31 protein-coding genes are annotated in these 20,820 nt (G+C 56.7%); 4 read left to right on the plus strand and 27 right to left on the minus strand.

The window, feature by feature from the left end; genetic code table 11:
• Nucleotides 1-63 precede the first annotated feature (63 nt).
• The 16 genes from IFT53_RS06180 to IFT53_RS06255 all read right to left on the minus strand — a co-directional run bounded on the left by IFT53_RS06180 (nucleotide 64) and on the right by IFT53_RS06255 (nucleotide 10,384).
• Nucleotides 64-573, minus strand: coding sequence for a phage virion morphogenesis protein (locus IFT53_RS06180; RefSeq protein WP_192064390.1), 510 nt, complete (start codon nucleotides 571-573; stop codon nucleotides 64-66).
• A gap of 106 nt (nucleotides 574-679) precedes the next feature.
• Nucleotides 680-1,894, minus strand: a complete 1,215-nt coding sequence (locus IFT53_RS06185) for a phage head morphogenesis protein (RefSeq protein WP_244656254.1) — start codon at nucleotides 1,892-1,894, stop codon at nucleotides 680-682.
• Nucleotides 1,891-3,462, minus strand: coding sequence for a DUF935 domain-containing protein (locus IFT53_RS06190; RefSeq protein ID WP_192064389.1), 1,572 nt, complete (start codon nucleotides 3,460-3,462; stop codon nucleotides 1,891-1,893). The genes IFT53_RS06185 and IFT53_RS06190 overlap by 4 nt, the downstream gene beginning before the upstream one ends.
• The gene (locus IFT53_RS06195; protein ID WP_192064388.1) at nucleotides 3,462-5,144 is read right to left on the minus strand and encodes a hypothetical protein; all 1,683 of its coding nucleotides are present in this window, start codon (nucleotides 5,142-5,144) and stop codon (nucleotides 3,462-3,464) included. Before IFT53_RS06195 ends, IFT53_RS06190 begins: the two co-directional genes overlap by 1 nt.
• A 165-nt stretch (nucleotides 5,145-5,309) precedes the next feature.
• Entirely contained in the window at nucleotides 5,310-5,945 is a 636-nt protein-coding gene (locus IFT53_RS06200; RefSeq protein ID WP_192064387.1) for a DUF3486 family protein, read from the minus strand.
• Between the two features lies 1 nt (nucleotide 5,946).
• Nucleotides 5,947-6,258, minus strand: a complete 312-nt coding sequence (locus IFT53_RS06205; RefSeq protein WP_192064386.1) for a VpaChn25_0724 family phage protein — start codon at nucleotides 6,256-6,258, stop codon at nucleotides 5,947-5,949.
• Complete coding sequence (locus tag IFT53_RS06210) at nucleotides 6,255-6,641, minus strand: DUF2730 family protein (protein WP_192064385.1); 387 nt, start codon at nucleotides 6,639-6,641, stop codon at nucleotides 6,255-6,257. The genes IFT53_RS06205 and IFT53_RS06210 overlap by 4 nt, the downstream gene beginning before the upstream one ends.
• A complete protein-coding gene (locus IFT53_RS06215; protein ID WP_192064384.1) occupies nucleotides 6,641-6,859 on the minus strand; it encodes a TraR/DksA C4-type zinc finger protein in 219 nt (72 codons plus the stop codon). The genes IFT53_RS06210 and IFT53_RS06215 overlap by 1 nt, the downstream gene beginning before the upstream one ends.
• On the minus strand, nucleotides 6,856-7,149 hold the full coding sequence (locus tag IFT53_RS06220; RefSeq protein ID WP_244656542.1) for a hypothetical protein: 294 nt from the start codon (nucleotides 7,147-7,149) through the stop codon (nucleotides 6,856-6,858). Before IFT53_RS06220 ends, IFT53_RS06215 begins: the two co-directional genes overlap by 4 nt.
• Nucleotides 7,082-7,447 (minus strand): hypothetical protein, encoded by a 366-nt coding sequence (locus IFT53_RS06225; protein WP_192064383.1) that lies wholly within the window; start codon nucleotides 7,445-7,447, stop codon nucleotides 7,082-7,084. The genes IFT53_RS06220 and IFT53_RS06225 overlap by 68 nt, the downstream gene beginning before the upstream one ends.
• A complete protein-coding gene (locus tag IFT53_RS06230; RefSeq protein WP_244656253.1) occupies nucleotides 7,444-7,734 on the minus strand; it encodes an NAD(P)+ transhydrogenase beta chain in 291 nt (96 codons plus the stop codon). The genes IFT53_RS06225 and IFT53_RS06230 overlap by 4 nt, the downstream gene beginning before the upstream one ends.
• Nucleotides 7,735-7,737: 3 nt before the next feature.
• Nucleotides 7,738-8,475 carry a TIGR02594 family protein gene (locus IFT53_RS06235; RefSeq protein WP_192064382.1) on the minus strand — a complete coding sequence of 246 codons (738 nt, stop codon included), beginning with the start codon at nucleotides 8,473-8,475 and terminating at the stop codon, nucleotides 7,738-7,740.
• 96 nt (nucleotides 8,476-8,571) lie between these two features.
• On the minus strand, nucleotides 8,572-8,943 hold the full coding sequence (locus tag IFT53_RS06240; RefSeq protein ID WP_192064381.1) for a sigma factor-like helix-turn-helix DNA-binding protein: 372 nt from the start codon (nucleotides 8,941-8,943) through the stop codon (nucleotides 8,572-8,574).
• Between the two features lie 39 nt (nucleotides 8,944-8,982).
• Complete coding sequence (locus IFT53_RS06245; RefSeq protein WP_192064380.1) at nucleotides 8,983-9,645, minus strand: regulatory protein GemA; 663 nt, start codon at nucleotides 9,643-9,645, stop codon at nucleotides 8,983-8,985.
• A gap of 105 nt (nucleotides 9,646-9,750) precedes the next feature.
• Nucleotides 9,751-10,026, minus strand: a complete 276-nt coding sequence (locus IFT53_RS06250; RefSeq protein ID WP_192064379.1) for a hypothetical protein — start codon at nucleotides 10,024-10,026, stop codon at nucleotides 9,751-9,753.
• Between the two features lie 13 nt (nucleotides 10,027-10,039).
• Complete coding sequence (locus IFT53_RS06255; protein ID WP_192064378.1) at nucleotides 10,040-10,384, minus strand: hypothetical protein; 345 nt, start codon at nucleotides 10,382-10,384, stop codon at nucleotides 10,040-10,042.
• 77 nt (nucleotides 10,385-10,461) lie between these two features.
• On the opposite strand from IFT53_RS06255, the gene IFT53_RS06260 reads away from it, so the two are divergent.
• On the plus strand, nucleotides 10,462-11,283 hold the full coding sequence (locus IFT53_RS06260) for a hypothetical protein (protein ID WP_192064377.1): 822 nt from the start codon (nucleotides 10,462-10,464) through the stop codon (nucleotides 11,281-11,283).
• A 16-nt stretch (nucleotides 11,284-11,299) separates the two neighbouring features.
• On the opposite strand, the gene IFT53_RS06265 is transcribed toward IFT53_RS06260, so the two are convergent.
• From IFT53_RS06265 to IFT53_RS06315, 11 genes are all read right to left on the minus strand, one after another.
• A complete protein-coding gene (locus tag IFT53_RS06265) occupies nucleotides 11,300-11,953 on the minus strand; it encodes a DUF3164 family protein (protein WP_192064376.1) in 654 nt (217 codons plus the stop codon).
• Between the two features lie 35 nt (nucleotides 11,954-11,988).
• Entirely contained in the window at nucleotides 11,989-12,348 is a 360-nt protein-coding gene (locus IFT53_RS06270; RefSeq protein WP_192064375.1) for a hypothetical protein, read from the minus strand.
• Nucleotides 12,338-12,658 carry a hypothetical protein gene (locus IFT53_RS06275; RefSeq protein WP_192064374.1) on the minus strand — a complete coding sequence of 107 codons (321 nt, stop codon included), beginning with the start codon at nucleotides 12,656-12,658 and terminating at the stop codon, nucleotides 12,338-12,340. Before IFT53_RS06275 ends, IFT53_RS06270 begins: the two co-directional genes overlap by 11 nt.
• Nucleotides 12,655-13,683 carry an AAA family ATPase gene (locus tag IFT53_RS06280; RefSeq protein ID WP_192064373.1) on the minus strand — a complete coding sequence of 343 codons (1,029 nt, stop codon included), beginning with the start codon at nucleotides 13,681-13,683 and terminating at the stop codon, nucleotides 12,655-12,657. Before IFT53_RS06280 ends, IFT53_RS06275 begins: the two co-directional genes overlap by 4 nt.
• 85 nt (nucleotides 13,684-13,768) lie before the next feature.
• Nucleotides 13,769-15,790 carry a transposase domain-containing protein gene (locus IFT53_RS06285; RefSeq protein WP_192064372.1) on the minus strand — a complete coding sequence of 674 codons (2,022 nt, stop codon included), beginning with the start codon at nucleotides 15,788-15,790 and terminating at the stop codon, nucleotides 13,769-13,771.
• Complete coding sequence (locus tag IFT53_RS06290) at nucleotides 15,787-16,245, minus strand: hypothetical protein (protein ID WP_192064371.1); 459 nt, start codon at nucleotides 16,243-16,245, stop codon at nucleotides 15,787-15,789. The genes IFT53_RS06285 and IFT53_RS06290 overlap by 4 nt, the downstream gene beginning before the upstream one ends.
• Nucleotides 16,242-17,078, minus strand: coding sequence for a ParB/RepB/Spo0J family partition protein (locus IFT53_RS06295; RefSeq protein WP_192064370.1), 837 nt, complete (start codon nucleotides 17,076-17,078; stop codon nucleotides 16,242-16,244). The genes IFT53_RS06290 and IFT53_RS06295 overlap by 4 nt, the downstream gene beginning before the upstream one ends.
• Complete coding sequence (locus tag IFT53_RS06300; RefSeq protein ID WP_192064369.1) at nucleotides 17,071-17,442, minus strand: hypothetical protein; 372 nt, start codon at nucleotides 17,440-17,442, stop codon at nucleotides 17,071-17,073. Before IFT53_RS06300 ends, IFT53_RS06295 begins: the two co-directional genes overlap by 8 nt.
• 116 nt (nucleotides 17,443-17,558) lie before the next feature.
• Nucleotides 17,559-18,230, minus strand: a complete 672-nt coding sequence (locus IFT53_RS06305; RefSeq protein ID WP_192064368.1) for a hypothetical protein — start codon at nucleotides 18,228-18,230, stop codon at nucleotides 17,559-17,561.
• Nucleotides 18,231-18,232: 2 nt separating this feature from the next.
• Nucleotides 18,233-18,385 (minus strand): hypothetical protein, encoded by a 153-nt coding sequence (locus IFT53_RS06310; RefSeq protein WP_192064367.1) that lies wholly within the window; start codon nucleotides 18,383-18,385, stop codon nucleotides 18,233-18,235.
• A 134-nt stretch (nucleotides 18,386-18,519) separates the two neighbouring features.
• Nucleotides 18,520-18,852 (minus strand): helix-turn-helix domain-containing protein, encoded by a 333-nt coding sequence (locus IFT53_RS06315; protein ID WP_192064366.1) that lies wholly within the window; start codon nucleotides 18,850-18,852, stop codon nucleotides 18,520-18,522.
• A gap of 133 nt (nucleotides 18,853-18,985) precedes the next feature.
• Here IFT53_RS06315 and IFT53_RS06320 point away from each other — a divergent pair, with 133 nt between their 5' ends.
• From IFT53_RS06320 to IFT53_RS06330, 3 genes are all read left to right on the plus strand, one after another.
• The gene (locus tag IFT53_RS06320; protein ID WP_192064365.1) at nucleotides 18,986-19,753 is read left to right on the plus strand and encodes an XRE family transcriptional regulator; all 768 of its coding nucleotides are present in this window, start codon (nucleotides 18,986-18,988) and stop codon (nucleotides 19,751-19,753) included.
• A 90-nt stretch (nucleotides 19,754-19,843) separates the two neighbouring features.
• Nucleotides 19,844-20,092 carry a hypothetical protein gene (locus IFT53_RS06325; protein ID WP_192064364.1) on the plus strand — a complete coding sequence of 83 codons (249 nt, stop codon included), beginning with the start codon at nucleotides 19,844-19,846 and terminating at the stop codon, nucleotides 20,090-20,092.
• Nucleotides 20,093-20,188: 96 nt separating this feature from the next.
• Complete coding sequence (locus tag IFT53_RS06330) at nucleotides 20,189-20,518, plus strand: hypothetical protein (RefSeq protein ID WP_192064363.1); 330 nt, start codon at nucleotides 20,189-20,191, stop codon at nucleotides 20,516-20,518.
• Nucleotides 20,519-20,820 lie beyond the last annotated feature (302 nt).

Below are 20,820 nucleotides of genomic sequence, written 5' to 3' on the forward strand. Positions count from 1 at the left end.
TGCCACGGTCGCAAAATGCAAATCATGCCTGCCGATGCGGGCGGCAATGATTAGGGGGGGCTTCTAACCGCGAGAGTAGCGTTCCACGAAACCAAAGACGGTTTCGGCAATCATCGCTTCGTCGTCGGATGATATACCGAGGAAGGGGCGTGCGGGCAAGGTAACACTGTCAGCTTTAATTAGGTTCCCGCCCATGCGAAAGCGAAGATAGGGAGCAGACACCGGCTTGATGACAGCGCCGAACTGGTGAGGTGCCGCATAGATCAGGTTGGAGCCGACCAGAACCTCGTCATTGCTCGCCCTGGCATTGATGCTGTTTCGCAGACGGCCGCTTTCGGTCAGGATGCGGGCGTTGCGTTTATCCTGGGCGTAAAGCGGGTTCAGTGCTGCCCAGGCATTACCTTCCGGGTCCATCTGGGTGACGAAGCGCATATGGGTCGATCCAACAAGGCCAACGCCGATCGCTCGCATCACCGGCGTCGTGTCGCGCATCACGCCTTCGAGCTGGCGAAAGCCGCGACTGACTTCCGAATCGAGAACCTGCATGGTGATGGAAAGGCCCGCGCCACTCATATTTGCTTTCCTCGCTGTTCGGGGTTATGTTTAAGGCTGACGCGCCGAGCAGAACGCGGGCTCCTATCGAGAGCTTCGGGATCAGCATATTCGGCCCCCCGGCGCGTCATTCATTCCCTAAAATCTTCGCGAGTTGTTTTGGATTGGTCCGGCGCAAAGACGTCAGATAGATTTCCTGATGGCCGTCTGCCTTTCTCACAATCTTGATGGCAGCGTAATATGGCTGGCCATCGTAGTCGCCTGCCATCCCCCACCTGCCTTTGCTATCGCGCACCAGCTGTCCTTTTTTCACCAGCAATCCCGGCAAAACGCCATAAGCGTCTGGTGTTGCAACCTCATGCTTGACATGGCTGCGGACGGTATCAGCTGACAGACGGATCTCGGTTCCTACCTTCACCTCAAGCGTTGCAGCAAGATCCTTTCGGGCCGTCGCGACCGGTGTCCAGCTTCCGTCCGGCCATTTGCCGTTGAGTGCGGACCGAACAAAAGCCGCGACCTGCGCTTCACTCGCGCTTACGGCCTGTGGACCAGGTGCTGTCTGTGTCAGCCATGCCGCACCGGGATTATAGGCGAAGGATGGATCGACACCACGGGGCTGGTCGGTCCCGAGCTGGTCAAGGTTTGGCGCTTCGTCGGGCTTGGACTTGCCCAGGCGGCGAAGACCTGGTCGTGACACCGGCGTTACGAAGCAGCCGCAGCGGTACCCGTTCGGTGGGTAGTTGGTGTTCCAGAACGGATCGTCAGCGGCAAAGACCATACCGTCCCAAGCCTTGTGGTTGACGCGCGGGTGCAGCGCGCCGGAATGATTGTATTGCCAGAACGGGAATGCTTCGAGCGTATCAGGTTCGCTCATCTGGGCGTAGCGACCTGCGGCATAGGCCGATGCAAGGTTGGTTTCGAAGATCAGACTGGAGCGCCAGCCCCGCGTCCCATTGTACTGCCAGCCGTGGCGCTTCACGATATCATCGAAGTCGGCTCTGAAATCTTCAAGCGTCAGGCCCTGTTCCGCTGCCTTGACGACAGCGGCCTTGAAATCATCGACAAGCGCCTGAGAGTTCGCGCCTGCCACCATGAACATCTTCGAATGGGCAGCGTCCCAGACGTCGCGGTAGCTTTTGGTTGGGATGGCGGTTTTCTGGCGAAGGAATGCCACCGCCTCGTCAAATGGCAGACTGAGTGCGTCCAGCGTCCCTGCCATCAGAGCAATGACGGACGCCTTCAAATTTGAGGATATTTGAAAGGCCGTAGAAGCGGTTTTAGAGCTTGGTGCGGGGATTGCCGCAAATAACCCCTTGAAGCGCGCCAGCGGGCTTCCTGTCATGCCCGTCCCGCAATGTCATCAATGAGGGCCGCTTGCCCGGCCAGGTGCGCGAGCGTCATGCCACGCGCCATCGCTTCTGCAAGATCATCGGCCGACAAGTTGAGTTCCGCCATTCGCTTCGCAGCGTCTGCCAGATCGGTTGCCTGCATCAGAACTTTGCGGACTTCCTCGATCATTCCGTCCATCGCATCGGCCGCTTCCTGCTCTAGCCGGTCGCTCAATGTCTGGATGATATCGCCATTCCCGGCAGCGTGGGCAGAAGCAAACAGGCGATCAAGGCTCTGCTTCGCTGTCTGTGGTTTTTCAGGAAAGATCGGCGCTGCGGTTGGCGCACGTCCGCCGACGATTTCCGAATCCTTGTCAGGCTTTGGAATGCCCAGGCGATCACGCATCCATCCGGCATCCGCCGTCAGACCAAGAGGGCCGAGCTTCTCGAATGCCGACGAGAATATCTCGATCGGAACTTCATCCGGTCGACCGATGGCGATTGTCGGGTAGTGATCCTGCGGCCCGAAATTGAATGCCACCATGTTCGGGATGAGTTGAGCATTCAGGCTACCCGATGTTTCGAGCGCGTCGGAGCGTTCAATATCTTCCTGGACAAGTCTGTGTTCCTTGGCGACTGCATGGCCACCTGAGACGGCGTCGGTGGTTGTCGTCTGACCAAGCACCAGCTTGGAGACTTCGCGGTTATGCCAGTCTGTGCGGCGCTCATACATGTCCGTTGAGCTGCTCTTCGATCCGACCTCGTGAAACTCGACAAGCATCTCGCGTGGCATGATGGCCGCGCAGTCACCTGCGATGCCCGACACGGCCCGCCACAGAACATCCTTCTCGGCCTCTGTTGCACCTCGGCCATACTTGCCGATGCGGATCGGCTGGCCGTAGTTCTGGCAGAAGATAGCCCAGTCCTTCACGGTGAAGCTTTTGAACATCCAGTACCAGACGGCGACACGGGCAATGCCGGAACGGATGGTCAGGCCAGATTTTACCTTGGAGCGATGGACGATGAACTTGTGTGGCGCATAGGGCTTGTCACCGCCCACGTCGCGCAGCAGTGGCGTGTCGCCGTCCATCCTGTCGAAGGTAAACCAACGCTGCGTTTGCCATGTCAGCTTCGCAGGGCACAGATGACCATGGCGGACCTGCCAGTCGATTTCCATGAAAGAAATGGCCTTGCCGATCGCATCGAGCATGTCGAACAGACTGGAGCGCAAAATGCCCTGGTCAACCCACGCTCTGACGAAAGCCGCGTGCTGTTCATGCTCGGCGCTGTCACTGGCGGCTTTGACCGTGATCGGCAATTGCGAGACGGACCTTTTGCGGGTGGCAAGCTGCGCGACATAGTGCGGGTCAAGCTCCTCGATCTGCTCGGCCAGTTCGAAGAAGGCTTCCGGGTCGCCATTGTCGGCTGCACGCAGAATCGAGGCGAGCTTGACCGGCGTCATTCCGATGGTCTGCTGATTTGAGGTATGCTGCCTGACGCCACCGATCTGTGCGCCCGCCTGTTCGTCGCTCAGATCGCGGCCAGCAATGATGTTGCCGAGCCAGTCGCGAAAACTACCCATTACAATGATCCTCTCAGGTAAACGTCCACCGTGCGGCCGCGCCGGTCATCCTCGATTGGCGGCCCGCCGTTGTGGCCGCGCATGGATGTGCCGGCACTCTTGCGTCCGGTCTCATATTCGTAGGCAATGGCCTCCTGAAGGGAGGCGAAGAATGCAAGGGCACCGGCAATCGACGTGTCGCCGTGGCGGTCGTAGCCATCGACACCCTTGGTCGAATGGCCATCGGGCACCTTGATGATGCCATTGACATAGGCCAGCCCCTGATGATCGGCGATGACATCGATGTCGTAGGGAAACAGCACCGACTTCTCGCCAAAGGCTTCGATGTAGCCGGGCATGTTCGCAGCGTACCATTTGGGCGACAGCATGATTTCGTGGATGCACTCGCCCCAGCGCTGGCGGGCTTTTTCGGCAAGATACTGGCCGTTGCCTCGCGCATCGAGCGCGCCGCCGACCATGCGGGGCAAACCGTCTCCGATGTAAAACAGGATATCGCGTTGCTGGTCGAACGGAATGTTCTTCAGTTCAACGACCAGGCGTGCGCGACGGACAGCGTCGGGCGAGATCTCAAAGACGACGATGGCGGTTTTGTCGCCGGAACGCGCAAAGTCTTCACCGAAGCAATGTTCCCGCTCTTTGTCGAGCTGGTCTAAAAGCGGCTTTAAGACACCTTCACAGAACTCATCTGCCTGTTCTTCGCGCTCATAGTCGTCAAGGTTCTTGAAGTCGTCAGGGCGGTCCCAGCGCGCAACGGCGGGCAGATCGCGGCTCATACAGCGTTCGATAATGACGCGTGTCAGCGCCGAGCCCTCGGCCTCGGCTGGTATCGCGTCCAGCTCCTGTTTCATCTTGGCGGTACGCGTGCCGTAGGCCGAGCGGATCTTCGCTTCCCACTCTTCCTCTTTCTCCGGCGTCCACTCGTCACCTTTGATCAAGCAAACGCGCTTGAACAGGCCGTTCTTGACCGCGTCGCCGAAGGTGAATGTGTGGAAGTTAAAGCCGTTCTTACCGGCCTCGGCTTCCTTGATCAGTTCGTTGAACGGGTTGCTGACGCCGTTGTGCGACGAAATGATACGGACCTTGCCGCCCCAGATGAGGAGGGCGGCAACCGAATCGATGACCTCGCGGACATCACGGTGGAAGGCCGCTTCGTCGATGCAGACCGTGCCCTGCAAACCGCGAATGTTTTCGGGGCGGGATGACAGCGCTTCAATACGGAAACCCGACTTAAAACGGATGATGTAGCTGGAGATCGCATTGGTGGTGCCGTCCGCACGCTGATCGAAGAATATGCCGTCCTCGATCGTCAGCAGCTCTTTTGCTACGGACTTGGCAAAGTGCGCGGCATAGCCGATGAACTCCCGGCCTTTCGGCTTGGTGTCAGGAATATAGAAATAGTTTTGACCACCAGCGGATCGTTGCGCAGCTGCGATCAGCGTGGCATCCAGCGCCTCGGCAAAGGTAATGCCTGTTCGGCGTCCCTTGGCGCAGCCTTTCAACAGACTGTCATCTGCGAGCCATTCGGCCTGGTGCTCCATAAGAACGCCATCGGCCAACGGATCGAAGTCGTCGGGAATATCACCGCCACGAGGCAATTCGACCGGCAACTGTGCCGGATCGGTCGGTAGTACCGGCGGGTCAATCCACTTGCCTTGTGGCAAGCCGGGCAGCGGTTCAGCCACGGCTCACCTCCATGCAGGCAAGGCCAGTCCCTTTGCACGGTCGGCAGTCGCTTTTGAGGTCATAGACGATGCTGGATGTGCTGCCGTCACGACGCCGGTTGATGCGCTTTACGGCTTGTCCGATGCCACCGCACCGGCTGCACGGTTCGCTCCGGACAGCTTCGGTCATTTGCCTGCATCCTCAGTTTTGGGTTTTGGTCGAACGCCAAGGAATTCGCGACGGGCGCGGGCAATGGCTTCCTTGGTAATGCCGGGTTCGTTCGACAGTATGTCGAAAGCCTTTTCCGCTTTATCGTTCATGTCTGCGATGGCCTTGCGGGCTTTCTCTTCAGCTTCGAGCTTCATGCGTCGGTTTGATGATGTCACCTGAGCAGATGATGCAGCGCGCAGCGCGTTCGCCAGTTCCATCGCACCCTTTGGCGACAGGCCCGCATCGCCGGACGATTGCAGGATTTCAAAGATCAGGGTCTTGATCGCCTCGGCCGCGATCAATGTGAGGTCATCGGAACCGGCCGCGTCCATTCGCTCGGATATCGTCGCGGCGATTTCGCGGGTCTGTTCGAGACGGCGGGTCATCTGCGACAGACGGATGGCATGGCGATTAAAAGCTGAGAATGATGGAATATCAAAACCAAGGCCGGTCTCGCCCTGGAGAGCGATCAGCTTGGTTTTCCACTCGCCGTATATTTCGACCTGTGTCCGGTCGCGGTTCGCCAGTTCCTGCGAAGCCCACGAAATAATGTCGGAGCATTCCTCAGGAAGCCGGTCGATAGCTGAGAGATGACCGCGTGCTTTGGCCATATCACGCGCTCACGCGTGATGGACGTTTCACGCCCTCGATGGCGGTATGTCGATCGACATGGCGACGACCCAAATCAGTCAGCGAGGCGATCTTTACGCTGCTAGCATCGAGCACAAGAACAGCGCCCATGACTTGCAGATAGTCGATCTGCTGGTGGACCCAGGCCCGCTCCTGATGAATGCCGAAATTGGCAAGAACGGGTTCGAGCATGGAGCTGCTCAAACTCTCATTTACCTGCTCTGCCAAGGCGCGCAGAATGATCAACCGCGCTTCTTCACGCATGATCCTCATGTAATCAAAGCCGATGCTCATTTGTTACCTGCCGTTTCAACCAGAAGCTGGTTCATTCTTTCATTGGTGGCCATGATGGGCTTGAGCGTCTCGTTAAGGGTGTCGAGACGGCCATTGACCTTTTCAAGCGCAAGCTCCAATCGGTGCTGGCTTTCTCTGTCAGGCAGATGGCGCAGCTCGCCTTCGATCGCTTGGATGCGCCGATCGTGCTCAATGAGCTTGCGCTTGTGCTCCTCGGCCTCGGCCTTACGCGCTGCAACATCGGCAGCATGATCCGTCTTGATCCCTGCAACCTCTTTGGTCAGTTCTTTTTCACCAGAGTTCATCCAACCTTTGATGTGGCCAAAGATTGCGATGGCTGACAGTGCGAGGCCGCAGTAGACGGCCACTTCAGAAACCTGCATCAGCGCAGCCTCCGTTCAAGACGGGTCTGGCAAATGATGCAGCGAGTTGCCGAGGGCAGGGCGAGGCGACGTTCGCGGGGAATGTCGTTCGGACAATCTTCGCAAACAGTGGTGCCTGGGCCGCGCAACGCGGCCGACGCGGCGGCAATCTTCGCCTCGCGTTCCTGCTCTGCACGTTCCGCCGCAAGGTCTAGAGCGGCATTGCCACCGAAGTTCATTGTATCGTCTCCTGTGCCGGTATGGTGTCGATCGAGGCAACCGCAGCGGCACGCCGGGCATCGCAGACAAGTATGGCAGCGCGATCCGCGCCCCAGTTGGTTGTGACTTCCTGGGCAGAAAGTGCGCGGTCAGGCAAAGGTGTGACGGGGCAAGGAATGCGCGAGGACGGCGGCACTTCGGGCCCCACGTATTTGACGACGACTGGCGGGGCTGGTTTGTCGTCAGTGTGGGAGCAGGCGGACGCGATCACGGCCGAGGCCGCAAGCATCACCATTCGGCAGGGCCGCATTCACTTTCTCCAGATTAGCTTGCTGTTGGGTGACGGCGGCCAGTCGATCGGTCGCCTCTTTTTCAATGCGAAGGACTTCGCGGACTTGGCTCGCGTCAGCCGCAGCGGCCAGCCCGTTTGCCTTTTCGATGCGGCCAGTCCAGTAGGCATCGCGTTCTGCCGCTGTTTCTTTCCTGCCGGTTTCAACCATGGAATTGACGGTTGAGAGTGTCAGCCAGCCGAGAAAGGCCGCGGCGGTCAGCATGGCGGCAGCGATGATCAGGGGCGTGAGCGCCTTCGAAGCCCAGGCCGCGATCATCGTTGCGCCTCCGGGATTGGAGGATCATCCTGCGCATTGTAGGACGAGGTCGAAGGCGGAGTAGTTTCGGCGCTGGCTGTGGCTTCAAAGTCCTTGCTGCCATAGTGGCGATGAACGCCGAGCATGGTGGCGATCAGAGTTAGCAAGGAGGGAACGGCTAAAGTCGCCATGCCTACAGCTTCGGTGGAGCCAGCAAGAGCGCCGATGATGAGAAGATAAACTCCGCCCCACGACGCCCAGAAAGAGCCCCATAAGTATCGCTTGGAGGTTCCGTAAGATGGCTTCAAGGATCAGGCCTCACTCTTTGAGATAGGCGCGCCGTTGGTCGAGAGTTGAACCGCGCCACCGATCGGAGCTTCACCAGTCTTTGGCCACCGCTTGGCGACACAGCGTTTTTTCTCGATGCGGGTGATGGAGACAGAGTTGTTCTGGTTGGCGCCCAAGACATGATAGTGGGTGCGGTCTTCACCGACATAAAGCCCCACATGCCCGCCACCAGTCCGCTCGAAAACAAGGATTGCGCCGCGAGCAGCGACACCTTCAACGCCGAACTTCTTCCAGTTCAAAGCAGCAAGCGGATTTGCCAAAAGTGGTTCTCTGGGCAACGTATTGGCGATGATGTTGCCGATAAACAGCCCGCACCAGGGAACGTCGTCGTTGGTGTACCAGGACGCGATCCAGCCACCGAGGTTCTTTGCCCAAGACATGATTGTCGGGTTGGATTTTGGTCCGGGGATCTCCGTCAAGCCAATAAAGCGACGTGCGTCGCGCATCCATACGGGCTCGATCAACGCGGGGATGGCATCGAACTTCACGAGATTGCTGGCAGGGTTTTTGCTAATAACGCCACGAAGTGCGGTAACGGTCAGCGCATCTGCTTTACCGGTAACTGGAATATTGAAGGCACCCTGAAAACGTTCCAGGGCGGCAATCACTTCGCGACCATGAGTGCCATCGAGCTTGCCGCCATACGCGCCAGTTATGCGCAACCGGTCAATCAACCATTCATCAAAGGTCTGGGTTGTCATTCATTGCCCCGTCAAGTGGCAACGAAGGGTTGCCGGATAGGGGCAAAATAGATCGCGGGCTCAAACGAAATCAGGCCCGCCGTTGCGGGCGGGCCTTCAAAACATTTCGATCTGGCGGGGATCTATCTTTCGCCTGGACTTGAGCGGCTCCCGTTTTCGGGCGCGCTTCAATAGTCTTTCAACACCGCTCTCTGTCAAGCCCAACCGTTTTGCAATATCGCGGTTGCTCATCTCAGCATCGACATAGCGGCGGGCTCGAAACTCGCGAGCCAGAGGCACCCTTATATATCCGCCCGGATAGGCTTTGGCTAGACGGTATGCAGCATCAACGCCGATCATCGAAGGAAGTTCGCTTCTATCAGGATCGGCCGGAATATAAAGCCGCACGCCAGCGTGGGCTTCGACCAGCGAGAAGAAGCCGTCTTCACCAAGCGTCGATATCAGATCAAGGGTTAGATCTTCGGCCACGGGATATCCTGTTCGAATGGAAGAGGTGCTCTTCGCTCATCAGATTGATGTCTTTTTCTCGGCGGCCTTCTCGCGACGGATATGGGTGCCGAAATAGTTCATGACGGTGATCCACTCCGCGTCGCTGAAATTCCGATGGGTGGCATCCTCGTTGACAAGGTCGGTGACAACAGCCCAAAAATCACGCGATGCTTTTGGTGAGAGGATTGCCCATTGTGCGCGGGCGATCCTGTAACCGTTGCTTTTCTCATAATCTGGTCGTTGGCTGGCATCCGCCCAAATGACGCCGAACCGCGACAGCATTCCCTTCAAGGCCTCAATCACGCTGGCAGCATCTTCCGACCTGTGGACGAAGCGCATATCCGAGATGGCGGGCAACTGGCGACCCATGGCGAAGGCTTCAAGCGCGCTGTCGCGGCGATCGTCGATGATGCTGAGATTGTAGCAGGCAATCCACAAGGCGCGCATCTTCGGCAGGTACTTCCCGGAAAGCTTGTGCTTGCCATCGCGGCCGTCTTGGCGAAGCGGCGCAAGTTTTGGCCGGTTATCCCGCAGGCTGACGAGAACCTTCTGACGCTCGGCCTCGGTCATTTGCGTCGTTGATGTTTTGCCGGTCAGGTTCATCAGCTTGGCGCGGTACGTGTCGTCGTCTAGGCCAGCCTTCTTCTGTTCGATCTTGATGGCTGCAATCGTCTTGCTCATAGCGAAAGCCTCTGTGCGATTTTGGCGGCAAGGCTGGTCAGGCAGATATCGACTGCGCTTGCGGTTGGGAGATCACCGTCTTGTTTTTCGGCGGTGATCAGTCTGTCAAACGTCCTCGACATCATGAACCTCGCTGATTTCTGTGGTGGAATAGGTTGTCTTGAAAACCGGGATAAAGACGCGGACATAAACGAATTGGACGCTCCAACCCTTCGCCTGCGCCTTCTGCCAGGCGGCCTCTCGGGTCTTTTTCACGCGGTGCTTCGCCGCGATCGCATCGTCTCTGGTGCTGCGCAATGTTGACGGGACAAGTCTTCCTGCCGGATTGCACAGCACATGACCTCTGGTGAAGGCGGCGGGAATCTGACGCTTGCTGGTCATTAACAGCCCACCATCAGTTCTTGCCATCATCCAGAATTGCGCCGACCAGGTCGTCGGTCACCGCGTTCTCGATGATCATCTGCACGAGGTTATCGACCGACATGTCCCGCCGCGCCGCATATGGCCTCAGACGGCGATAAGCTTCGTTGCTCAATTGAACGGCGCGATGACCTTCGATCCCGAAGCTTTCGGCTCTGCGGGTTTCTTTACGGGTGTTGGAAGCCTCCAACGCCGACACGGCTGACGAGGTGATGGAGAGCCTTTCGGCAATGTTGGAGATCGAAAGGCCTTTGCCCCGCATGTCGATGACGGCTGCGGTGCGCGACGGATAGCCAAGGATAGGTTTTCTCGCACCCATCAGGCACCTGCCTTTCTGGTGCTTCCAGACTCGGTAGAAAAGTGAGACACGTTGATAAGCAGTGGGCGGGGGAATCTATGTCGGAAAGACAACAACGGGTTTTGATGGGGCTTCTCATCTTTGTGATTTTGGCTGCATTTATTCCGGCCGTAATCCTTGGTGCGCCTAGAATAGCTCACGGTCAGACGGACGGAGATTGGTGGAGAAAAATCATCTTCGATTTCCAGACGCTGATTTCTGGAATCGCGGCTGTGCTTGCAGCTGCTTTCACCGTTCGTCAGATGAGGCTTTCCGACGATAACAGCGAGAGGCGCCACCGTGACCTTGTGCGCGAAAGCAAAGCGACCGAGGGCGCCCAAGAAACTAGGCACCAGCAGCTTTTCGAGCTTTCTCTTCGGAAAGACCGACTGCTCGTTGAGAGGGCGACCTCTCCACATCTTGAGAGGTTGAGGGAGGCCCAGAAAGAGATGCAAGCCGTTCAGGCTAGTCTCGATGACTTCAAAAATCATATTGACCAAATCGACTACATGGAGCGGAACATCGGAACTATCTCTTGGCCGTGGCAGCGTATAAATCGCGTTTTGAATAATTTGCAGTTCGTTAACGCGCAGCAGTTGTTCGGCGGGAAGCTCTCGGCTGATGTGACGCGCCTGGAGGAAATGGATGATCATGTTCAGTCGGTGATTAATCGGGTAAAACTTCAGAATACGCCTCAAGGTATGAGCGTCGCTTACGAGAGCTGGATCATAGAAAACAGCGGCAGGTTTGTAGCGTATCAAAAGGAAGCAATTGTCTGCTTGGATAGAATCTGCAACGAATTGACTGCGCTCTCCGCGCAATATGTCTTCGATTGGGATTCCATCACTTTCGTTAAGCAATCGGAAGAGGTCGCCAAATAACGATTTCATGGTGCCCTCACGCTCTAGCTAGGTCGATGGTCACGGCATGCCAACTGTCAGTAACTGCCGCCCGCTTATAAAATCGCACATACTCCTTGCTGCCTGTAATCCGCATCGCTTCGCGGATCGCCCGCATAGCCTCCTGCCAACGCTCGTCCTGGATATCGAGACGAAGCAGCATGAAGATTTCTGAACGGTTCACCGTGCCTTCTTTTTCGGTGTTGAAAGCTTTCGTGATGACGGCGCGGATTTCCGGACGGCTGTCAGCCGACCATTCGTTGAGGCAATCATCGAGCAACTTTTTTGCGATTTGTAGCTGCGGACCAAAGTCGATGAAATCAGATACAGCGACCTGCACTTTCATCAGGCCGTCGAACGTCTGATAGGTGCGGTTGCCCTTCTGACCTCCTTTTTTGGCATTGTATTCTTGCTCTAGCAGGGCATCGAATTCGCCAAGGTTAGTCATGGTGTGCCCGCGAAAGCGGCTGATCTGCGCGTTAAGCTCATCGGCGAAGGCCATGATCTTGCGCACGGTTTCGTCTTCGAGTTTGTCGGCTGGCTTCACCAGTTCGAGCGGTACCAGCGAACCCTTGGCATCGAGCATGTAATCCTTGCCGTTAACAGGGACGATACCGGGCTTGTTGGTTTCTTCTATAATTACGGACTGCATTTTCAGAACCTCAGAATTTTATGTGAATGGGGGAGTTAAGCAGCGTCGCCACCAGGCGGCACGGATGGACCGTGCGCGTGTCTCGGCTTGGGGCGGAACTGGACGATCTTGTCGTCGTCCCGATCGTCCCGCATCAGCTCAAGGACTTTGGCTGTGGTGGCGGTCATGTTTGCGATGAGCTGCTCGCGATCTGCGAAGGCGCGACGGTTCAACTCGGTCAGCGACAAGTGACTTTCGAGATTGCGGGCGTGGTCAGCCAGCTTGCCCATGGTAGTAACAAGCGTTGCGGATCTCGCACCGTCGAGGCGGATACAGCCTTCATCGACCAGGACGGAGTTCAACTTGCGCTGCAAGTCCGAAATCAGATCGGACAGATACAATGGCTTATTGGTCATCTTTCTTTCCTCCAAAATCGTAACGGATTACGTTGCTGTCGGCTGCATCGAGCATGCCTGCCAGTTCGCCGGTGGCCAGTTGTTCGGCGGTGTCGGCAACCAGCTTGCCCGCCTCACTGTCTCGAAGGATGGACACCTCTAGCTCAAGATGTCCGGCCTGCTGTGTGAGAACCTTCAGCGTCTTCAAGACCGTCCTGGCTGAAACAGCGTCGAGGATCAGCGTCTCGTCGGGCCTCAAGGTTTCGGCGCGCTTGAACACGTTTGTGAGCTTCTCAAGGTGGACTTTGAGGGGGGAGGTTTCCGTGTTCATCGGACATCCTCCATGTTGCGGGACTTCCACGCAGCCTGGAGGTGGGCGACCGTCACATTCTCTTCGCCATCGATCAAAGCCGTCATGCTGGCCGCTTTCATAGTGCGGTCGATCAGACGCAAATGGCCGGGCTTGCTAGCAAGGCCGAGCAGGAACCGCTCGCAATCGGGATCACTGACGCCCCAGGCCGAAATGAGAAGCTTGGCATCGCCGACGGGATCGCGTTCACGGCGTAGCAGCTTGTCGAAGCGAGACAGCACCTGTGCACGGCTGGCGACAGATCGGCCCTGATCTTTGACGAAAGCCGTCGCAGTCTCTTCGTTGCCGATCAGGGCAACGCCGCAACCGTACATGTCAACGAAGTGGCGCAACTGGTTGATGGCGTCCGGTACCGCGTTCTGGGCTTCGTCGATGATGAGGATCGTACCTTCACCAACGCGCTGGAGCTTGGAGCCAATGGCGCGGACGAACCGGGCAGGATTGTGCTCCTGCACGTCAAGCGCCGTGCACAACTCGACCAGCATACCGTGGACGGTCTTTGTGTTTGGGCTCAGCGTCGCCATGAAGGAATGAGGGCGGGTTGCGCAGAAGTATTTTGCCGCAGCCGACTTGCCCGAGCCAGAGGCAAGCGTAATCGCGGTGAAGCCTGCCGTTACCTGTGTAAACAGCAAGGTGTTATAGACATCCATGCCCACGGCTGTGCGCTGGAAGGGTGGAGATACAGGCACAGCTGATGCGATGTTCTGGCTTTCCTCAATCGCATTCAGCCAGTTGGCAACCTGTTGATTGACGTTGGCCAGGACACCGGCGTACTTGCCAGCGAACCATGGCGACATGGTGCCTTCAGGCACACCGGAACGGCGCGACACTTCAGCCTTGCTCCATGTGCTGGCCATGGCGATCTCGACCACGCGGGCCGTCAGTTTACGCCACACATCAACTTCGGCGGGCGGGTGCTTGGCAAGAAACTCGGGCGTGGGATTTGTCTGGTCCCAGACCGTGTTTGTGCTGGTTGTCTTTTTCATCTAAGGTTCCTTTTGTTCAAGTATTGGGCGGGCTCTTTGGCTCGCTCTTTTTTTTCGCCCTGTTTTTGGACTGGAACCGTACGCACTACTTTTCGGCTCTGCTTTTACGGGCTGGTCTTTTGCCAGCCTCGTTGTTCCCCGAGGGGAATTGGAGGATCGCGCTCTCCCCACCCGGAATCCGGGAGAGGGCACGCGCAAAACTGTTTTCGAACTGATCTTCGCTGATGGCCTCGACCGAAACCGCACGGGCGAGATTGCCCGTGACCAAGCGTGTGACCACCGGGCGAACCGGCTGGCTGGTTGGCTGGCGCGAAGCGGCCTTGCGGCCCTTATCCATGATCTCGCCAAGCTGCATCGGTGTCAGCGCTGCATTGCTCTTGGCGACCGCTGCCAGATTTTTCTGGTGTGTCTTGCGGGCCTTCTCATGGGTGCGGGCGGCATCTGTGTCGTTAAAGCCAGTCATGCCCAGGCACTCGGCTTCACACAGGAACCGGCCCTGTGGATCGTAGATCATGATCGGCTTGTGCAGATCGGCGGGATCGAAGCGCACTGTGAGCTTCTTGCCAATCCACTGATTGAGGGCCGCATTCCAGTAGCGGTTGCCGTGCATGTGGATTGCGCCGTCCGGCTTGCGGGCAGTGATAGCGACGGCAGAGAGCATCCAAAGCGACCGCTGCGACGAACTGGCGTAGCGAACAATGGTCGAAGGATCAGCAAGACTTGCGTCGAAAGTCTGTGCGAAGCTGCGACCTTTCGCCGTTTCGGTCTTGCGGCCGAGGCGCGCGTTATGTTCGTCGATGCAAGAAGCGACATGCCGTTGCAGGACATCGAGCGGCACGGCGCTGTTGCCGTAGTTTTCCGGCTTCGCGTCTGGCTTGTTGCCGGTGTAGCAACCGGACATCAAAGGATGCTTGGCGATCTCTTCCGCCAGATCGCGCCATGCGCGTTCGATCGGCTTTGACTGACCGGAGTAGGGCTTCACGAAATGCGGCTCGATGTCGAGCGTCTTCAGAAGGCCAGCAACTTCGTCTTCAGTGATCTTGAAGCGGTTACGGCTCTTTGCGCCACCGGAAATCATCTTCCCGGCAAAGGCGCGGCCGTTGTCCATGTAAATGTGATAGGGGATCGCGTTGTCGTGGTTCTCGATCATCGCGCCGATGCAGCTGCGCACGGCTTCCCACGTTTCCGACTCGGAAATCGTCCAGGACAGCACCTTGCGTGAATACACATCCTGAATGCCGATGAGGGTCACGCGAACCGGCGTTGCCGACCACGGAACGCGCACAAAAAGATCGAGCTTGTGACCATCGGTGTTGACGATCTGCATGGCATGTAGGCCAGCGACCGAGCGCTGCTGTGCCGGGAAAAGCTGCTTTGCCTTGTCCTTGCCGTCGCGGGCCATTACCTGGGCGGCCCTTGGCACTTCGACCTCAAGGCGACGACGCAGGGAACGTTCGGAAGGGATTGGCTCTAGTTTTTGCTCATGGGCGACCATCATCATGCGGCGGAAGCACGAGCTGAAGGACGGACGCTCCGGGCGCAGGTAATCGGATTTCAGAATGTCCCAGGCGTGCGGGTGGCAAAGCTTAGTTTCTGCGACTTCACCGGTGCCGCTGAAAGCGAATGATGGTGCCAAAGCCGCAAGCCAATCCTGACGCGACTGGCCCTCGACGCATTCCATCCAATTATAGATGGTTCTCGCGGAGATATCTGCTTTGCGGGCGCAGTGATCGATGGCCTTTACAGCTGGTAGGCCTGCCGCTTTCAGATCCTCGACTTCGACGAGAACGTCCAGGCGGGCTTTGCAGGTCGCTTTATGAACGTCCGAGAGCGCCTCAAACCGCTGCCAAAGTAGCTTTGAGGATTTTGAACGGCGGGTATCGACAGGCACTTCCGTATTGAGAAACACGAGCTTTGCCTGGGCGACCTTCGGTAAAAACGAATAATGGTACTCATACCCGCCACCAAGGCCGACACGCTGGCGAGTTTTCGTCGTCGAGCGGACGCCCGACTGTGCGATGAAATACTCAATACCTTTGCGCGACTTTGCGAGGCCGGGGAGGTTGGCGTCTGCCAGCTCAGCGGATGTGAACCATTCTTTTTTCATTTGCGGCCCCGACGAATGTGAACCGGTGTCGCCTGAAGCAGCTTCAGTTCTTCGGCGAGCTTGCGTTGCTCTTGGCGAACACGGGCGATCTCTGCGAGGCGGGCTTCGTCGCCTTCGAGCAGCAACAGGCCATCGTCCGCCACAACGATGTCCCAAAGCCAGTTGGCATCGGTAGCGCGCACGAAGGCCTTAAACCTCGGCATGCTGATATCGTGGGTTGTCTTGCTCTCGGCGGTATAGGCATCCAGTGCCGCCTTCGACACCTTCTCCAAGCCGAGGAAATAGGCCATTTTTGCTGCAATGGTTTCGCGGTCGTGCTTGCACTCGCGGATAGCGCGGGCCATCTCGCGCTTCAGGGTGGACCGGAAGCGCTCGATGTCGAGCTTCTCCGATGCGATGCGGGTTGGAAATACCGCCTCCCTGAAGAAGTCCATTTGTTTGGGGTCGCGTTTCATGCTGCCTCCTCGCGGATCGCAGCCATAAGCGCATCGGGCGTGCCTGACATGCCGATATGCTCAAGGAAGCTGTCGCGTGTTTCCTCGCTGGCCTCGTCCCAGGCTGCGATAAGTTTGGTGAGAATGGATGATTGCGACGGTGCCGTTACCAAAGCCGGGGGCTTAGTGAATGACAGCGCCATTTTGACATCTGGGTGAGCTCTGAGCGCTCCGGCTACCTTGATCTGCTCATCACGGCTCAGCTTCGCCAGCTTCAAGAGCTGTGACTGATCGTTCTCGGCGGTGGTGCCACGCACAGCCAGACGCAATACCGGATCAATGTTCCGGCCGATGCTGAGAGCCCGCTTATAGGTATCGTGCCCTATACCAAGCCGCTCTTGAACTTGCTCTGAAAGCGCTCTGCCTTTGGAAAACAGCAAAGGTGCATCGTGCGCCTTTGCACTGTGGTCACCGCCGCGAGTGATTTTACCGTGTTTCTCTTCCCACAATTCGCGGTACTTCATGACAAAGATGGCGCGATCGAGCGGGTTGAGCTCGTTGCGATAAAGGTTTTCGGAGATTTCGAGCAACTGCGCCTCAACACCATCAGCCTTGACGATGATGGCGTCGATCTCGGCCCAACCGAGCAGATTGGCGGCGGTGGTGCGGTAGCCACCGGCGACCAGTGTGTAAGGTGTGCCCTTCTTGGCTGGAGTGCGTCGGATCATGATCGGGCTGATCTGCCCGTGCTCCGACATCGAGGCGGCAATTGCCTCAGCATAATCCAAGTCTATCGGGCGCAAGCGCTCGCCAACGTGAATTTCAGAAATAGTGGCGCGAACGAACTCAGCCATAGGACGCGTCCTGTCCTACAGCTTGGTGCAACGCGGTCGTGAAGTTGTCTTTTGCACGGGCAGAAATGCGCTCATACGCCCGGTCGAACAGCGCTTCAAACCGACGCTGTTCAACGGTGCGAACCGCCTGCATAACGGTCCAGCGAGCGACACCAAGCACAGACACAAGACGACGGCGCGGCACGTCGAAATCGATATGCAGGACGTAGATTGCCATCTGTCTGGCAAGCTTCGCATCGAACATATCGACAGGCGGATTGATGATGTGGCGCAGGGGCAGGTGATTGAAGTGAGAGCGGCTAGCGGTATAGCAAGCCGAAATCATGGCCTGTAGGCGTTCTTCTTCGGAATACGGATTGATCATGAAAATCTCTGCAAGCTGCTAAGGGCAAAGTTCGATGCCGGGGCGGTGGGACAGGGGGAGTTGGCCGCCCCGGCATCTGGCATCGCTCCCTGGGGGAACGGTGCGATGATCTGAAATCAGCGAGGCTGCGGGGGAGGACGCTTGACCAGTTCTCGGCAAAGTTCCTGCTGCATATCCATGGTCAGGAGATCGAGCAGCTTATCCTGCTGTTCATCTGTGCCGCGCTGAAGGAAGGATAGAGCGCTGTCGAGAGCGTTGGACGTAGCGTCGGCAAAAAGACCTTCGCCGTCTGCCTGCAGCAGCTCGCGCAATGCCTCAGCAACGATCGTGTCTTCGATCGAAACCGATAATGGGCTGTGACCGGCAGCAATTTTTGCCTCAAACAGATGGTGAGCAGCTTCTACGATGCCTCGGGCCTGTTTCAGGCTATCATAATCGGCAGCCTGGCTGGCAGCATGGCAAGCGATCACAAGCGGCTGCTTTACAATCTCGCGCTCGATGACGGTTTTGATCGTTGGATGGTATGGCGTGATTGCGACTATCGCCTCAGACGGATGAGGTCGCTCGATTAGGCCGTTCTTGACCCGCGCATACCAGTCCTCGAATTCGGGCCAGGTAGGACCCACGATCCCTCTGCCGCGCAAAGTACTGTTGAAGAACGTATAGGCTTCTTTGAGTGTCCAGGACCGCTCAACTATGTGGTCAAAAACGGAGATTACAGCTTCTTTGCCGCGAGAAGGAACGCGATCAAAGAACGGAATAGCTGTGTGGTTGAGAACTGCATTCATTGTTAGGCTCCAATGTGCTTGACGATGAGGAAGAGGGCGGCCGAAACGCCTGCGAACGCAGGTACAAAAATCAGCAGGGTTTCGGCCCACCGGCACAGCTGGCACTGCGCCGGAATGAAAATCTTGGTGTCGAAATTGGCATGTGGTTTCGTCATTGTGGGATGCCCGCTGATCAGGGATTGTCTGGGTGTGGCGCGGATCGGAGATTGGGTCTGACAGCCGGGGCGATCGAACAGCCTTGCACTCAGGTGCGGCAGGCTAGAGCAGCGATCACGAACCGCGCCACGCATCAGGCAGCCACACGAGAGGCTTCGGGCTCACTACGGCGACCGTTGCGATAATTTGCTGATGGCTGCGGAGAAAGGCGCTCACCATTTGAGTGGTAGCGAGAAAACCAAAGGAGATGAGGACGGGTGTTAAGGGCTGCTGCAATTGCACGCTCGCCAGCCACATGCGGCTCATAAACTGCGTTCCCAGCCGTGCCAGCTGGCAGGCTGTATTTCTTGTCGATCTCGGCAAGCTTGAGCCGGGCAACAATTAGCTTGCCCTTAATACGGGCAATTTCTTCCAGCCGCTTGCGATCGGCACGGCTTTGCTTGCCGCCGTCAGAGACACGGTGCATAAAGGTTTCCTTCGAGAATGGAGGCCCTGACCGGCCTCTTTTTTTAGGGTGATGAATTCTGCGAACACAGAAAGGAATAACTATAAAACTGGTTATTAGCAACCAGAAAAATGGTTATTTGTGAAAAATCGATATGAGCGATCTAAATACGCTTGGGGGTCGAGCCCTCGCTGTGCGCAAAGAGGTCAAGAAGACCCAGATAGAGATGGCGAAATTTCTCGGCGTAGCGACTGCTACTTGGCAGAAGATTGAGCGCGACGAGGGTATTCCGAGCGGTGAAACGCTATTGAATTTTGGAAAGCTCGGTATCAACCCCGGTTGGGTACTCACCGGGATCGGTCCCAAATATTCGGAACAAAGCGATGATGAAAGAGAAGGCTCAGAGCAACTTCTCAAGCGCGCCGTCGAAGAGATGAAATCTGTGGCATCGAGCGCTGCAGAGTTGGTCCGTGAAACCTTCGAATCACCCGTAGCGCCGACGATTAAATTCGTCCCGCTAAAAGTCTCCGCTGGCGGCGGGGCGGCGGTCTTGTACGAATCGCAGGGCATTGATCTTGATATGGATGGGCTGGCCGATACCATTTTGAGAAGCAGGCGAAAAAACATCAGCCTCTTCGAGATTAAAGGCGACAGCATGCTTCCCACGTTGGCGCATGGCGATTTCGTTGTGGTTGATAAGAGCCAGCCACGACAAGGTGACGAGCCTGAAGATGACAAAATCTACCTGATCTCGATCGACAACGATCTTTACGCCAAAAGATCGCGCTGGATGGACAATGGAGAGCAACAATGGCGATCAGACAACGACTTGCCTGAATACGCTCCGATCCCTGTGCGTGGTGAAGACTTCAACCGCGTGAAAGTGATCGGCCGGGTGATCTGGGCGTGGAAGCCTGTGTAAAACGATCTGAGTTTCAATGACTGGTTGACTCGTGACAGACAAAGAGAACAAAAGAGGAACGCATGCCGCTAAGAAAAGGAGAATGTTCTCATGCCTGTCATTAAGAAATTCATTGTCACGCCCTATCGCCGGGGCAACCGCAACAAGTTGGTCGCCGCTGAAGTTCGAGAGGCACGATCGTCTGAGGCTGCGATGCGTCTTGCTGAAAATATGTCAGCTCGGTTCGTTGGAACGATTGCGCATGAAATGGAAATCGACGACGAAACCGGTGAGATTTGCCAAGCCGCGATGATAGCCCGGCACGGAGAGGTCATCAATTTCCTTGATGACGTTCATTAATGATTGCATGCAAGTGCTGATCGAAGATCGCGCGTTGAATATGCTACGATGTGTTCACAACCAAGCCAGTTGCTGGCGCTTCCGAAGGGGTACAAAATGGATCTTAAAGAATTTGTAAGCTCCGCCCTGGTCGATATTATCGAAGGGGTGAAAGACGCCCGGGAGAAGGGCGGAAAGGATGCGGAGGGGATTGCCAGTAATCTGCGCGTAAAAATAGACAAACTACCGCAAGGCTTAATGCAAGACGGCAACGGAGCTGTGTACTCTGTGATAGACTTCGATGTCGCGGTTACAGCCTCCAGCAAAACTGACGGAAGCGTCGGCATCAAGGTCGCGGTTTTTAGCCTTGGGGGTTCCGCTGGAGGTGAAGACGTAACATCATCCCGGATAAAATTCACCGTTCCTATGCGGTTCAACGTCTACTGACGTCATCCTGCGGGGTGGCGATCGGCAGAGTCGAAATAAAAAAGCAAAAAGCCGCCTGCCAAGTTGAAGCAGGTGGCTTTTTTGCCGATATCATTGATTTATATGTATTTTTAGCCATTTCTCTTCGAGATGGCAGCTTGTTCCATCTTCAAATTAGCTTTTGGTCCGCCGTGCTTTCCCTACAGGGCTTCGTCTGTCCGTCCTAGCAGTTTCAGGAGTCCATGTATTACGGGCTTTGAGCGGTCCTTAAGGGCCAAGTAGGTGTTTCTTGAACGCTCTTTGAAGGCTGGCCGGTTTTTGCT

Origin of the sequence: Rhizobium sp. CFBP 13644, from assembly GCF_014842165.1 — a bacterium.
GTDB classification, from domain to species: domain Bacteria; phylum Pseudomonadota; class Alphaproteobacteria; order Rhizobiales; family Rhizobiaceae; genus Agrobacterium; species Agrobacterium tumefaciens_C.